The sequence below is a fragment of the Ditibartonella choladocola genome (assembly GCF_002007565.1).
GTDB classification, from domain to species: Bacteria; Pseudomonadota; Alphaproteobacteria; order Rhizobiales; family Rhizobiaceae; genus Bartonella; species Bartonella choladocola.
Genome location: NZ_CP015625.1, coordinates 2,083,160 through 2,097,049 on the forward strand (window position 1 = coordinate 2,083,160; position 13,890 = coordinate 2,097,049).

At 45.7% G+C, this 13,890-nt stretch carries 14 protein-coding genes; 12 read left to right on the forward strand and 2 right to left on the reverse strand.

Going from position 1 to position 13,890, the window contains the following annotated elements; translation table 11 throughout:
• Positions 1–9: 9 nt before the first annotated feature.
• From BBC0122_RS09200 to BBC0122_RS09255, 12 genes are all read left to right on the forward strand, one after another.
• Complete coding sequence (locus BBC0122_RS09200; RefSeq protein ID WP_077993240.1) at positions 10–483, forward strand: Panacea domain-containing protein; 474 nt, start codon at positions 10–12, stop codon at positions 481–483.
• A 4-nt stretch (positions 484–487) separates the two neighbouring features.
• Positions 488–883 (forward strand): hypothetical protein, encoded by a 396-nt coding sequence (locus BBC0122_RS09205; protein WP_077993242.1) that lies wholly within the window; start codon positions 488–490, stop codon positions 881–883.
• 149 nt (positions 884–1,032) lie between these two features.
• Complete coding sequence (locus BBC0122_RS09210) at positions 1,033–2,358, forward strand: phage terminase large subunit (protein WP_077993244.1); 1,326 nt, start codon at positions 1,033–1,035, stop codon at positions 2,356–2,358.
• 193 nt (positions 2,359–2,551) lie between these two features.
• Complete coding sequence (locus BBC0122_RS12860; protein WP_149866675.1) at positions 2,552–2,848, forward strand: hypothetical protein; 297 nt, start codon at positions 2,552–2,554, stop codon at positions 2,846–2,848.
• Positions 2,849–3,008: 160 nt separating this feature from the next.
• The gene (locus BBC0122_RS09220) at positions 3,009–5,102 is read left to right on the forward strand and encodes a portal protein (protein WP_418214883.1); all 2,094 of its coding nucleotides are present in this window, start codon (positions 3,009–3,011) and stop codon (positions 5,100–5,102) included.
• A gap of 196 nt (positions 5,103–5,298) precedes the next feature.
• On the forward strand, positions 5,299–6,297 hold the full coding sequence (locus BBC0122_RS09225) for a hypothetical protein (protein WP_077993249.1): 999 nt from the start codon (positions 5,299–5,301) through the stop codon (positions 6,295–6,297).
• Between the two features lie 311 nt (positions 6,298–6,608).
• Positions 6,609–7,727 (forward strand): N4-gp56 family major capsid protein, encoded by a 1,119-nt coding sequence (locus BBC0122_RS09230; RefSeq protein ID WP_075914047.1) that lies wholly within the window; start codon positions 6,609–6,611, stop codon positions 7,725–7,727.
• 129 nt (positions 7,728–7,856) lie between these two features.
• A complete protein-coding gene (locus tag BBC0122_RS09235; RefSeq protein ID WP_077993250.1) occupies positions 7,857–8,234 on the forward strand; it encodes a hypothetical protein in 378 nt (125 codons plus the stop codon).
• Positions 8,235–8,238: 4 nt separating this feature from the next.
• Positions 8,239–8,934: a phage adaptor protein gene (locus BBC0122_RS09240; RefSeq protein ID WP_077993252.1), complete on the forward strand. Its 696-nt coding sequence runs from the start codon at positions 8,239–8,241 to the stop codon at positions 8,932–8,934.
• The gene (locus tag BBC0122_RS09245) at positions 8,935–10,401 is read left to right on the forward strand and encodes a hypothetical protein (protein WP_077993254.1); all 1,467 of its coding nucleotides are present in this window, start codon (positions 8,935–8,937) and stop codon (positions 10,399–10,401) included.
• On the forward strand, positions 10,398–10,841 hold the full coding sequence (locus tag BBC0122_RS09250) for a hypothetical protein (RefSeq protein WP_077993255.1): 444 nt from the start codon (positions 10,398–10,400) through the stop codon (positions 10,839–10,841). The genes BBC0122_RS09245 and BBC0122_RS09250 overlap by 4 nt, the downstream gene beginning before the upstream one ends.
• Positions 10,828–11,877 (forward strand): tail fiber domain-containing protein, encoded by a 1,050-nt coding sequence (locus BBC0122_RS09255; RefSeq protein ID WP_077993256.1) that lies wholly within the window; start codon positions 10,828–10,830, stop codon positions 11,875–11,877. The genes BBC0122_RS09250 and BBC0122_RS09255 overlap by 14 nt, the downstream gene beginning before the upstream one ends.
• 191 nt (positions 11,878–12,068) lie before the next feature.
• Here BBC0122_RS09255 and BBC0122_RS09260 read toward each other — a convergent pair whose 3' ends face one another.
• Both BBC0122_RS09260 and BBC0122_RS09265 read right to left on the reverse strand, forming a co-directional pair.
• Positions 12,069–12,425, reverse strand: a complete 357-nt coding sequence (locus BBC0122_RS09260; protein WP_149866676.1) for a hypothetical protein — start codon at positions 12,423–12,425, stop codon at positions 12,069–12,071.
• Between the two features lie 434 nt (positions 12,426–12,859).
• Positions 12,860–13,414, reverse strand: coding sequence for a hypothetical protein (locus BBC0122_RS09265; protein ID WP_077993259.1), 555 nt, complete (start codon positions 13,412–13,414; stop codon positions 12,860–12,862).
• Positions 13,415–13,890: the final 476 nt, after the last annotated feature.

Consider the following 13,890-nt stretch of genomic DNA (forward strand, 5'->3'; position numbering starts at 1 on the left):
GAGGTCGATATGCACGATAGCACAGTTGTCGCCAATTGCTTCCTGAAATTAGCTAAGGACAAGAATGATACTTTAACACCCATGCAACTGTTAAAGTTGGTGTACATCGCACATGGTTGGATGCTTGGATTATACGGTCGACCATTGATTAAAGACGAGATTCAGGCTTGGCAATACGGCCCCGTCATTCCGAATCTCTATAATAAGATCAGGCGTTACAAAAGTAATCCCGTTACAGATTATATAGATCACGGATTAAACAATGATCGCGCTGATGATCAATTAGATTATGACGAAAACGACATTGTTAATCAGGTGTATCAGATATATGGACACTTATCGGGGCCTTATCTTTCGCGGTTAACGCATCAACCAGGCTCTCCATGGGAAGTGACATATAAGCCAGGTGTATTCGGTGCTGTTATATCAAATGATGTCATAGAAGACCATTACCAACGGCGAGCAAGCTCCAAACAAGGTTAAATAAATGGGGGCGGAGGACGAAATTAAAGGTGCCAATAAAAAAGTTCCGCCCCTGCGGGAACCTGATGTTGTTGACGACGCGGATTCGCTTAAGGAAGCAGCTGAGCTTTCAAGTGGACTTTCTTCGACGGAACTAGAAAAACAAGCTAACGAAAAGAAGTTCAAGCGACGAGAACGATTTAAAGATCACTTCGAATGTAGCCTCTTATTTTTTTTATGGGGGATTACCACCTTAATTGCAGTTACAACATTAATCTGGACATTTCATTTGATCGCTCCTGTTAGTTGGTGTTGGTTAAATAAAGAAGGTATTGAACGTCTTCAAACGATTCTTTTTAGCGGTGTTGGCGGTGTTTTATATACAATTTTTTCCAAAAATATAAAAAATCGGATAGATTAGTTGTTCTTTATTTGAATTTTATTTTTATTTATTATTAATAATAGTTTTTATGCATATTAGAAAATTTATTTAAAAAATATTTTTATTTTTAACATTATTAATATTATTTACAATTTTATTTCTTCTTATACCCGATTTTGTGGTGTTTCATGACAACAGAAAAAATAGAATTGCCGGAAAAGCTCATTACCCTTTTCGATGGGCCTGCCGATGTCAGGGCGGCCTATGGCGGGCGCGGTTCCGGAAAAACCCGTTCCTTTGCCACAATGAGCGCAGTGGTGGGCTATTGTTTGGGAAAAAGAGGGATTCGCGGCATTATTCTTTGTGCCCGCCAGTTCCAGAATTCACTGGCCGACAGCTCACTTGAAGAAATCAAAAGGGCTATTGCCGATTATCCGTTTTTACAAAATTATTATACCATTGGTGAAACCTATATACGCTCGAAAGACGGGCGCATTACTTATGCCTTTTCCGGTCTTGACCGGAATATTGCCAGTATCAAGTCGAAGGGGCGGCTGCTTCTCTGTTGGGTGGATGAAGCCGAACCTGTGACCTCCCACGCATGGAACACATTGATACCGACTTTGCGTGAAGAAGGTGACGGTTGGAACACAGAACTCTGGGTAACATGGAACCCGCTCAGAAAAGAGGCAGCCGTTGAAAAGCGTTTTCGCGACAGTAAAAATGTGCGTATCAAATCTGTTCAACTGAATTGGCGTGATAATCCGAGATTTCCCGATCTGTTAAACCGCGCCCGCCTTGATGATTTGAAGAACCGGCCGGAAAGTTATGACCATATATGGGAGGGTGGATTTCTTGCCCAGATGGAGGGAGCCTATTTTGCAACCGGTCTTGCAATTGCCAAAGAAGAAGGGCGCATTTCCAACGTTCCGGCCGACCCTTTAATGACATTTCAGGCTTTTTTCGACATTGGGGGAACAGGTGCCAGAGCCGATGCAACCGCTATCTGGATTGCGCAATTTATCGGAAAAGAAATCCGCGTTCTTGATTATTATGAAGCGCAAGGGCAGCCTTTGAGTGCCCATATCAACTGGTTGCGCGAAAAAGGTTACGAACAGGCAAGAATTACATTGCCGCATGATGGCGCAACCAAAGATCGCGTGCGGGATGTGAGTTTTGAAAGTGCGCTTCAACAAGCCGGTTTCGAGGTGGACATTATTCCCAATCAGGGAAAAGGAGCAGCACGCGCCCGCATTGAAGCGGCAAGACGGCTTTTCCCCTCTATCTGGTTTAATGAAAAAACCACAGAAGCAGGACGCGATGCTTTGGGTTGGTATCACGAAAAGCGTGATGACAAACGCGATATAGGACTGGGGCCGGAACATGACTGGGCAAGCCACGGGGCTGATGCTTTCGGCCTGATGTGTATAGCCTATGAAGCACCAAAAATTTCTAAAAACCGGCAGCGCAATTCTCTTAGACATGATTTCAATACGTCATGGATGGCGGGATAACAAAAAGCAAAATTGTCGACTGTTGAACCAATATTCAAGTGAAAGAACCGCGCTTGTCCAAATTATAGCGGATAGCAATTGCGTTTTGCTTTTCTTTCAAAGCTTGAAAGCGATGTTTCAAAAATAAAAGAAGCTGCCAAGGGTGCGGCACAATATGCGAAACCGGAGACTTTCTTGGACAAGAGCTTCCAAAATGGGCAAAAGAGCAAGAACAACCGGTGGCAAAGCTGCAACAAGCTTTATGCGCGGCAGGCTTGAACTTGGCAGCGTTCGTAATGTGCGCGATGTTTGCATTGTTTGCGGCACGGGAAATGTTCGGAATATTTTCGATGTTTGCGGGACGCGTAATATTGGCAGCGTTCGCGGCATGAGTGATATTCGCTGTGTTTACAGGCTTTCCACAAGGTGCACTATTCGGGACAATAGAACCGGATGCGCAACTTGTCAGCTTTTGTTTTTCCGGCAATGGCCTTTGCTTTATGGGACCTGACCTTCTTGTTTCTTTATGACGGTTGCCTTGTGCTTGCCCGCCTGCCCGCTTGCGCGTTTTGCTTTTGTTTTTTTCGGGCTTCTTGGCTTTTTCAGAATTGAACTTTCGAGTTGTGCGGGCGGCTCTAACCAATTTTAACCAATAATTTTACGGGCTGATGATGATACTAGAAAACGAGACTTTAGAACATGGTTCTTCCACGCAGTTTGACAGTGCAAAAAGAGATATTCTTTTCCAGTCATTGCTGAAGCTTTTCCGGCAGGATATGGCGCATGTTGCCGAATGGCGCAAAAATGCCCGCGAAGACTATGCCTTTTATAATGGCGAACAGTGGGAAGCCCAAGACAAGGCGGCGCTTTTCGAGCAAAAACGCCCTGTCATGACGTTCAACCGCATTGCGCCGCTTGTCAATGCCGTTATCGGCTCGGAGCGCAACAATAAACGCGAAGTGCAATTCATACCGCGTGAAATCGGAGATGCGAGAGCCAATGAAATATTGACGGGTGCGGCGGAATGGTTTCGCGATCAGGCGGAAGCGGAATATGAGGATTCGGAAGCTTTTACCGATACCGTCATTTGTGGCATGGGGTGGACAGATACACGCCTTGACTTTGACGATGATGAAACGGGTAAACCGGTTGTTTGCCGCCTTGACCCGTTAAAAATGGTGTGGGATGCCTCGGCGGTGAAAGCCAATCTGGTGGATGCGGAGCGCCTCTGGTATATTGACGAAAAGCCGCTTGCCGAAGCGCGCCGCATGTTTCCCGATATTGACCCGTCATTGCTTGATGCGCGTTGGGCAAAAAATGGTGTTTTTGACAGTGACACACCTCTTTCCCATGTAAATTCCGACACATTTTATGGTGAAGACCGGACGGGTGTTTCGGAGAGGCAAGGCTTGGGGCTTTCTTCCGCTTCCAGCTCTCTGGTGACGCTTGTCGAATGCCGTTGGTTCGAGCGCGAGGCTTTTTACAAGGTTTTTGACCCGCTGACGGGTGAAACACAGGATTATTCGCTTCGCGACTATGAAGAGAAAAAGAAAATTTCGCCGGAAATACAATCGGTAAGGCTTACAAGAAAGATTGTGAAAAGGGCTTTTCTGGGCGAGGTTTTGCTTGCCGAACCCGATCAACCGATGGTGCCGAACGGACAACTTGGTTGGGAATGCATTACCGGCTATTTCGACAAGATGAAAAAGCATTATTATGGCATTGTGCGCCCCACAAAAGACCCGCAGCGCTGGGCGAATAAATTTTTCAGCCAGGTGATGTATCTTTTAAACAGCCAATCAAAGGGCGGCATTCTTGCCGAACGCGGTGCTTTTGATGATGACAGGCAGGCAGAAGAAAGCTGGGCGCGCGCCGATGCCATTACCTGGACAAAACAGAATGCGCTAGCCGGACAAAATGCCCGCATTCAACCCAAACCAGTGGCACAATTTCCTGTTGGTTTTTTCCAGCTTTTCAATGAAGCCAAAGAAGCAATTTCCGATGTAACGGGCTTATCTTCCGAATTCATCGGCACGCGAGAAGTAAACCAGCCCGGTGTTCTGGAAAGCCAGCGCCGGCAATCTTCTTTGAATTTGCTGGCCTCGCTTTTTGATGCGCTGCGCCGTTATCGGAAAAGACAGGGGCAAATTATGCTTTATCTCATACAGAACTATCTTTCCGATGGAAGGCTTATCCGCATTGTGGGGGATGACAACAAGAAATATGTGCCTTTGACACATGAAGCGGTCGCCAATCGCCAATATGACATTATTGTTGATGATGCACCGACAAGCCCCAATGAAAAAGAACGGACATTTGCGATTATTCAACAGATGTTGCCGATGTTGAAAGATTATCTCACACCGGAAATCGGACTGGAAATTCTGCGCTATTCGCCGCTTCCCGCCTCGCTTGTTGAAAAATGGACAGCCAAGGCACAAGAAGCGGCTCAACAAAAAGCAGAACAGGAAATGGCCAGAGAACAGATGGCCAGAGAACAGATGACGAGCCAAGAAGCGGCAATGGAAAGAAATGCCGTGCCGGAACAGTATACGCGACAACAGGCGGAGCAATTGAAGTTGCAAGCTCTGGCAAACGAGCTTGATATGAAAGCAAAAGCCCGTGAACTCGACCTTAATGCCAAAGCAGCCGATCTTTTTTTAAAAAATCAGAAAACACGGCTTGAGACCGAAACAGCCAAAAACCGCGCACTCATTGAACAATTGAAAATTGAACAATCGCAAACGGGGCGAGCCAATTCCTGAAACAGGCTACTCACAAAGCTTGGACGGAATGGATTTTTTAAATTTGGCAAAGCGGCATTTCAGATTGTCGCTGATTTTCAACTCCCGCAATCGCAACTTTTGTCTTTCTTGCCGGATGAACCGGCTTCGCCTCAAGCATCGGCGTTTTGATGCTCTGCTGCCCGTTTTTTAAAGGGCATGTTTAAAGGATAAATTTATGGATATTGCACCCGAATTTTCACCGGAAGAACAGGATGTTCTTGGCCACCAAAATACCGACAATAACGGATTTGATGATGAGACCGCTTTACCGGAAAATTTTTCCGACAGTAATACTATGACCGAACCTTCCGAAAGTCAGGAAGAAAAACAAGAAAAACCGGTAGCGGAAGAAGAAGACGAAAGAACCGCAAAAGCGCGAAATCATATGGTTCCCCATGGTGCACTTCACGCCGAAAGGGAAGAACGCAAAAAAGCGCAAGCCGAGGCGGCGGAGGCAAAAGCCAAACTTGCCCGCATTGAAGAACGTTTCAAAATTGCACGTGAATTCACAGAAAATCATGCCGGAAGCGAGAGCTTCTCACCGTTAAAACAGCCGCAACCAGAAGCGCCTGACCCGGAAAAAGATTTTGTCGGCTATGTCAAATGGATTGGCACTAAATTGCAAAACGAGGAAGCCGAAAGACAAAAGAGAGAAGCCGAAGAGCGGCAATTTATTGAAACCGCGAGAGAACAGGAAGTGGTGAAGGATTATTTTGCCACTTCTGTAACCGCACTCAAAGCCGAACTGCCGGATTTCGACGAGGCGGCCGATTTTCTTTATGAAGCACGGGTGAACCAGTTGAAGGCGCTCGCCGATGCCTATCCTGCTTTTAAAAATGCCGATGCGATCAATGCGCAGATTGGCAACGAGCTTGCAGCCATTGTCAAAGGTGCTTTGGAAAGCGGCACAAATCCCGCGCAAACAATTTATAATTATGCAAGAAATATCGGCTTCAAGGCGAAATCCGCAACAGGATCTATGGCGGAGGGTGACATTGCCGCAATGCGTGCCAAAAAAAACGCCGCACGCACGCTCACCGCATCAAACGGGCGCGCTATTGCCGACCCGGTGAGTCTTGAAGCCATAGATGCCATGAGCGACCGGCAATTTGCCGAGTGGATTTCCAATCCGAGAAATGAAAGAGCCTTCAACATTCTGATGAAGGGGGAATAAGGCTTTTAGCAAAATAAGTTTTTTATAGGGAGCCTGTTTTTTAAAGCCTGATTTGAGACACGAAGCTTCAAAAGCTTGTGCTTTAAAAAACACCGCCCGCAAAAAGATGGGGCTTGCAAAACTTCAGGCTTTCAAAGCCTTGAGGCAAGCTTGTGCGGGTTTGTTTTAAAACTTTCAACTTTTTCTTTTGCGGATTTTCGTTTGAAATGGACGTTATCATTTTCACCCACCGGAGGTTTTCCGGTTTCGTTGGTTCGCTCGCGTTAAAGCGACAAAATGCTTGAAAATCAATTGAATTTTAGGAGGCCATAATGGCTATTACATCCATCGGGGTGAACGACCCTCTGGCTGTTCGTGCCTGGTCGAAGAAACTTGCCGTCGAAGTATCGAAAGCTACCGAGATTGCGCCTTTGATCGGAACCGACACCAACAGCATTATCCAGCTTAAAGACGAAACCCAGAAAGGCGCGGGTGATACTGTCCGTTTCGGCTTGCGCACCCAGTTGACGGGCGAAGGCGTTTCGGAAGGGGTTAAACTGGAGGGCAATGAAGAAGCCCTTTCAACCTTGAATGATGCTGTTATCATCAATGAACTTGCCCATGCTGTGAGGGTGAAAAACGAGGGCACAATCGACCAGCAGCGCGTGCTTTTCGATTTGCGCAGCGAAGCCAAGGACGGTTTGACCGACTGGTATGCCGACCGTTTGTCGCTTATGTTTTTTACCCATGTTTGCGGCTATACCGCCACACAAATGAACTTTGAAGGGCGCACCATTTCATTGTCGCCGGTGCATTACGGTTTTAACCAGCCGACAGCCCCGACCGACAAGCGCATTATTCGCCCGAATGGCAAAACCACTGACGAAAGCCTTGATGAAAAAGATGTGTTCAATCTTTCTCTGGTTGATAAAGCGGTGGAGCGGGCGAAATTGGCCAATCCGCGTTTGCGCCCTGTGCGTGTCGAGGGTGATAGTGTTTATGTGCTTTACCTGCACCCGACACAAGTGACGGCATTGCGCACCAACACGGCAACCGGCCAATGGCTTGATATACAAAAAGCGGCCTATCAGGGTTCGCGCGCCAAAAACCCGATTTTTGACGGCTCGCTCGGCATGTATAACGGGGTGGTTCTGCGTGAAGCCGAACATATTACCGAAGGTGTCAATTCTGCCGACCCGACCACGCCTGTTTCAAACACCCGCCGTGCGGTGCTTTTGGGTGCACAGGCTTCCATCGTTGCTTTCGGCAAGGACCGCGGACCAACGCGCTATAAACTGGTTGAAGAATTTTTCGACTATGAACGCGAACTCGGTGTTGCGGCAAAAACCCTGATCGGTATGAAGAAAACAAACTTCAAACTGAAAGACAGCACGATCGGCGAACAGGATTTCGCAACCATCGTCATTTCAACCTATGCCGAGCCGCTTTAAGAACGCCATTTGAAACAACAGAAAAAGGGGCAAGTGCTCCTTTTTCTTTTTGTTCGACGAGCTGTTTAAAGCGCGATTTTCCCCTTTCCGTGTTTTTTAAAAAACCGGTGATTTTGTCAGAAACAAAAAATGACCCATGCTTATTCTAAAGACATGCCTTCAAGCGATGATACCGACTGGATATTGATGGATTTCAATGAACCTGTCGCAGAAAGCGGGAAGGTGCGAGATACAAATGTGCAAGATATAAATGTGCGAGATATAAGAGCCGCGCCCCTTTCCCGAAAACCGGCAAAAAAAGCGAGAGTGAAAAAACCGCAAGCGGAAACCGGAAGCACATCTCGAAACAGTGCGGAAAAAGCCGGAAAACCGAAAGCCGCGCCTTCCATACCGGCGCAAGCAACAACAACGCAATCAACAGCCGCCGATTTGAAGACCGCAAGCGGAAAGAAGCGGCGGAGAACACCTGACCTGCCCCCCAAGAAAAACCGGAAAACAAAGGTTTAATATTATGGCCATTATCATTACCACGACAGGGCCGATTACAAGTCTTCCCACTTCTCTCCAGCCGAAAAACAAAAACTTTTCGGATATGATTGCCATTATTCAGGATGAAATTGACGACACGACAAATGAATATATCAGCCAAATTCAGGAAGCAATCTATTCGGCCATCCGCTTTTCAGCACGGGAACCGCTTTATTTCAATGAAACGCGCGATATTACCTTTTTGACGACTAAAAATCAGGAATGGTATGGCGCAACAACCGAAAAGGCGATTGCAAGTGCGGCCGGTATCCGCTTTGTTTTTATTGAAAAATCGGATGGAAACGCAAAAAGGCTTAGTCTCAATTCCCCGCAAGAACTTGAAAGCGCGGGTTCAGCCCATGGCGAACCTTATGCCTATTGTTATTTTTCAAAAAAACTGCGGCTCTTTCCCTGCCCTGACAAGGTTTACAAAATACGCCTGATGATTGAGCCTTACCGGCTTGAAGAAGTTTTGAAAGCCGACGAGGAAAGCCCGTGGTTTCTCGATGCGTTCGACCTTGTCAAAGCGCGGGCGAAATACGAGCTTTATAAAGATATTTTGAAAGATGCCGATAGCGCTCGAACAGCGTTTGCCGATTTTAACGAGCAGCTTTCTGCGCTTAAAGCGGAAACCTCGCGGCGCAATGGTAGCGGCAAGATCAAAGCAACGGTGTTTTAAATGACATTTTTAACCATAGCCGAATATCGCCCCGACATTGCCGACATCAATAGCGACTATAGCGATGATATATTGAATGTTTTGCCAGCCGACGGCAGTTATATTCCAATGCCCGGCTTCAAAGCGTTTTCCAAGCCGTTTCCGGAAAAGCCTTATGGAGCCTATGCTGCACGGTCGCTTGACGGAACAACCTCGGTTTTTGCGGGAACGGCAAAAAAACTTTTTGTCCTAGACAATACCGATCTTTCCTGGCGCGACATCACTCAAACGGGAAAAATCTATTCCGCTTCCGATGAGGCACGCTGGTCTTTTGCTTCTTTCGGCAATTATATTATCGCGGTCAACAAAAACGACCCGCCACAGGTTTTCGAGCTGAACCGTTCGGCAAAATTCCGCAATCTTGGCGGAAATCCGCCACGGGCGGGAGCTGTCAAAGTGTGGGGCGATTTTGTTTGTCTCATGCAATTGCCGGATAATCCCAACCGCGTTTACTGGTCGGGGTTGAATGATGCGGAATTCTGGACGGTGGGAGAAAAGTCTTGCGACTATCAGGATTTTCCGGATGGCGGCAGTGTTCAAGGATCGAGTGAAGCAACCAACCCGATTATTTTTTTGCAATCGGCGATTTATCGCGGCACATTCATTCCCGGTTCCGACATCATATTTTCGTTCCAGAAAATTCATGACAAACGTGGAGCTAAATCATCCAATTCGATCAGCAGTCGCGGAGAATTTTCCTTTTATGCCGATGAAGGCGGATTTTTCCAGATTACAAGCGATGGCGCGGTGATACCTATCGGCTTTGAAAAAATCGACCGCTCGGTCTTTACCCGCATGAATGCCAATAATCTTGCCGAAATGTTCTGCGCAATCGACCCTTTCTATAACCGCGTTTATTGGGCGATGGATTATAACGGTTCGGGCGTGATGAACGAATTGATGGTTTATGACTGGGGCCTGCAAAAATGGACGGTTATCAACATTGCGGCAAGCAGCATCATGCCGATTTATACAAGCGGTTACACGCTGGACGGGCTTGATAATATTTCAACTATTCTGGAAAATTTGCCGTTTTCGCTGGATAGCAAAATCTGGCAAGGCGGTGCGCCCATTCTCGGCGCTTTTTCAGTTGATTACCGTTTGGGTTCCTTTTCGGGAGAAGCAATGGAGGCAATTGTTTCCTCGCAGGAAATTGCAGCCCCCAATGGTGATATAAACCGGCTGGAAAATGTTATTGCACAAATAGACACGAATGAAGCCTTGCTTGCAATTGGTGCAAGAATGCGGAGAAACCCGCAAGAACCGGTAAAATGGTCGGCAGAGAAAACCGCCTCTTACAATACCGGCCGTTACCATGGTCGCTCACGGGCGCGTTTTCACAAATTTCGCCTGCGTGTTCCGGCAGGGGAAAAATGGTCGCATATTGCAGGCTTCAATGTCGATTTTACAAGAGCCGGAAAAAGATGAGCTATAAAATCTATCTCACCGAAAACTGGCCTTATGAGCGGATGAAACGCTATAGCGGCGATCTCACAGAGGCGATGAAGAAAATCGCCCGTCGTTTTCCCGACGACATATCGTTTCAAACAATGGCAGAAGAAATTGCAAGTGGCGAGCGGCAATTATGGATCATTGTTGACGAGAAAGAAAACTTTGTAGCCTTCGTCACCTCGCATATCGAAATTCTGGCGAGCGGGAAAAAACGTGTCGAACTCCTCGAACTTGCCGGTCACGGCGGCGAGAAAATAGCCGATATGATCGAACCGATAGAAGAATGGGCAAAAACCATCGGCGCATCCGAAATTTGCCCCATCGGTCGCATCGGCTGGTCAAAAATCATGCGCGCACATGGCTATAGGCCAAGCGTGGTCAAATATCGAAAGGAATTGAACAATGGGCGGAAGTAGCGGAAAAGGCGCAAAAACCACACAAACGAAGACCGAGACATCAGCCCCGCCGGAATGGGCGGCACCACTCTTCAAGCGCTCGGCCAAAGATGCCATGGACCTTTATAATTCCGGTCAGGGTGGCAATGTTTATCAAGGCTCGCGGGTGGCCGATTTAAGTGACACAACAAAAAATGCCATTAGCGGGCTTGGAAACGCCACCGCCAATTATGGCAACAGCTATTTGCAAGGTCTTGCAGGCGGCAAAAATGCGAGTGGCCAGAACCTTGCCGATATGGCTTCAGGAAAAATGGTGGGGGGAAACACAGCCTATAATCAGGCTCTACAAAACACACTTGATAACACCGCCACCACCATCAACAGTCAAATGAGTGGTGCTGGCCGTTATGGTTCGGGCGCCCATAGCGGTGTTCTGTCTCGACAATTGGGACAGGCTGCAACAAGTGCACTTTCCAACCAGTATAATCAGGATGTTGGAAATATGCTCAATGCCAATGAACTTATCGACAGGGCAAACAATAACCAGCTTTCGGCCGCAAGCAATTATTTTCAAGGGCAAGGCAATAATCTTCTCAATGCTTTGAAAGGCGGCACAATCCTTGACCAGAACAACCAGCAAAAACTTGATGCGGCGCGTGACCAATGGAATGAAGAAGATAATCGTGGCTGGAACCGGCTTGCCATGCTTTTAAGTGCGGCTCAGGGAGCGGCCGGAAATTACGGAACGTCAAGCGGAACGCAAACAACAAAACAACAGAATGGTGCGCTCACCACAATAGGAAACGGTTTGGGTGCGCTGTCATCGCTTTTTGGTCTCTCGGACCAACGCACAAAAGAAAATATCCGCTATGCGGGCAAACGCAACGGCTACAATGTCTATGATTTCAATTATATCGGAAGGGCTGAACGCTATCGCGGTGTTATTGCGCAAGAAATCCTTAAAACCGACCCCGATAAAGTTGTGATCCACCCCGAAAGCGGATTGTTAATGGTCAATTACAACAAGCTCGGATTTCCTATGGAAAGGCTTCAATGAAGAATTGGCGTTGTGTTATCCGCCGGATCTTCGCTATCGTCCTGTTTCATCCCCATCAGTAAAACCGATTTGGTGATATTTAAAAGCATTTCAAATATAAGGAAGATAATTCAAATTAACTTCAATATAGCGTTAAAAATAAAATTGAAGGAAATCTCAAAAACAACAAGAACAAGCCGTTGTCTCCGGATTCATTTTAGACACATTTTACTATCATAAATAAAATTCGCCTTTTCACCCTTATAAGTATAGATAATGTTCAATTGATCGACCGTGTCATTTGCCGAAATAATATCACAGCCGACCGAACGAACTTGACTATTGAGAAAATCAAGCCTCGTTTCCCAAGTTTGTACGACATAATCCTTTGCCGATATTGGTTCACGCGGATCTACAAGTATCAAGTAGACATCATAACCCCGCTCATTTGCCTCGACATCGGCATATTTAACCAGCCTGTCGGATTGATAAAAAGGCTTGAAGTTTATAGAAAAATATTGAGATCTGTTTTTCTTATATCTATTTGTGCGTCCGTCAGCGATACACATATATAGATATGCCGGTATCGAAATACATATAATACAAATGACCATTAGAAATAGATGATTGGACATCAATTCCGTTTTCTTTAAAATTCTGCTGAAAATGAAGAAAAGAATTTTCTCGATAACGAGAATACCCAATATAATAGCCAAATATTCAAAGAGTTCGTCGATGAATTCCACGGGATCAAGTCCGGCAAGTTTAAAATATGTCGTTACTTACACGTGGCATCGACGGCTTTCAATAGAAGGTGCAACGCTTTCGCCATTGTGTCCAACGCGTACCTTATTTTTATCGTCTTATAAGAAGAGAGAAAACGGCTCGTTTAGAACAACCCTAAGTTCGCTTTTTTAATGTGTGTTTTGTTCAAAACATAACAGGAGATGTTTCAAGAACAATGTTTACGTGAAATGGAACCCTGCTATGCAATAGATCAAGATTAATGGCTGCTTTGTTTTTCACATGCTTTTCGATCGTATAAAAATGTGGCTTCCTCGTCATTATAAGAATAAATAATCAAAATATAGCCCAGCTCTTTAAAATTGCCGGATAAATTGCAGGCAAGAGAGCGACCTTTATAATCAAGAAAATCCTTCCTTTCTGCCAATGTTTTTTCAACGTAATCCTTGGCATCCATCGGTTTTTCAGGGGGAACAAGATATAAATAAATTTGATAACCGGATGAGCCAGACAAAGTGTGTTCGTGATCTACGAGTTTGTCCGATTTATAAAAAGGTGTGAAGTCAGGATTCGGGTTTTGGCTAAAGTCAAGAATGTTCGCGATTAAAGGGTCATCAAATACATCGTAAGCTACAAACAAAGATGTCGCCAGACAAAACCAGAAAACAACTATTGAATAATTGGCAGGCTTTAAATTATTTTTTTCAAATGCCGGTTTGAATGGCAAAGACAGAAGATATGCACAAAATATTATTATAACCAATAATATAAGAAAAACTAAAAAGTCAAAGATAAGGTCAAATATAAATTCCACTGGTTCGGCTCTTTAATTTCGGAATATTCGATTTCTTATAACTGCTTTTACTCGCTTTCAATAGCCAGTAAAACATGCTTTATGGTTCTTTTGGAAAGCCCCCCACGAATGAGAGCGGCTTGTTCTTGTTTGCTGCCCCCAAAAAATGAAGATTACCGCTGCTCGTTTTTAAAACAGTTTCATAGTGTTTTTGGACTTGTCTTTTTTGAAGATAGAATAGGATTTCCTAAACGCCGATTTACAAATTTTCTTGGAAAAACAACCGGTGGCATTCTGGAGCCGTGCCAAACCTTATGTAAATCTCGCAAGCTCTATCAGACAAATAACGGAATTTAAAATAGCGTTGAACGCGCTTCTATTTTTAACAATTTTTCGCGTTTTAGAATGCGTTTTAGTGAAAAGGCGGCAAATGGCTTGACACCCCGCCAGCCTAGCCTTCTCGACCTTTAAATTTATCACTCAAAACCGGTCAATAG

Excerpts from the sequence above, each read along its gene's own strand:
- BBC0122_RS09200 (WP_077993240.1), top strand. The coding sequence starts at position 10 with ATGCACGATAGCACAGTTGTCGCCAATTGCTTCCTGAAATTAGCTAAG.
- BBC0122_RS09205 (WP_077993242.1), top strand. The coding sequence starts at position 488 with ATGGGGGCGGAGGACGAAATTAAAGGTGCCAATAAAAAAGTTCCGCCC.
- BBC0122_RS09210 (WP_077993244.1), top strand. The coding sequence starts at position 1,033 with ATGACAACAGAAAAAATAGAATTGCCGGAAAAGCTCATTACCCTTTTC.
- BBC0122_RS12860 (WP_149866675.1), top strand. The coding sequence starts at position 2,552 with ATGGGCAAAAGAGCAAGAACAACCGGTGGCAAAGCTGCAACAAGCTTT.
- BBC0122_RS09220 (WP_418214883.1), top strand. The coding sequence starts at position 3,009 with ATGATACTAGAAAACGAGACTTTAGAACATGGTTCTTCCACGCAGTTT.
- BBC0122_RS09225 (WP_077993249.1), top strand. The coding sequence starts at position 5,299 with ATGGATATTGCACCCGAATTTTCACCGGAAGAACAGGATGTTCTTGGC.
- BBC0122_RS09230 (WP_075914047.1), top strand. The coding sequence starts at position 6,609 with ATGGCTATTACATCCATCGGGGTGAACGACCCTCTGGCTGTTCGTGCC.
- BBC0122_RS09235 (WP_077993250.1), top strand. The coding sequence starts at position 7,857 with ATGACCCATGCTTATTCTAAAGACATGCCTTCAAGCGATGATACCGAC.
- BBC0122_RS09240 (WP_077993252.1), top strand. The coding sequence starts at position 8,239 with ATGGCCATTATCATTACCACGACAGGGCCGATTACAAGTCTTCCCACT.
- BBC0122_RS09245 (WP_077993254.1), top strand. The coding sequence starts at position 8,935 with ATGACATTTTTAACCATAGCCGAATATCGCCCCGACATTGCCGACATC.
- BBC0122_RS09250 (WP_077993255.1), top strand. The coding sequence starts at position 10,398 with ATGAGCTATAAAATCTATCTCACCGAAAACTGGCCTTATGAGCGGATG.
- BBC0122_RS09255 (WP_077993256.1), top strand. The coding sequence starts at position 10,828 with ATGGGCGGAAGTAGCGGAAAAGGCGCAAAAACCACACAAACGAAGACC.
- BBC0122_RS09260 (WP_149866676.1), bottom strand. The coding sequence starts at position 12,425 with ATGTGTATCGCTGACGGACGCACAAATAGATATAAGAAAAACAGATCT.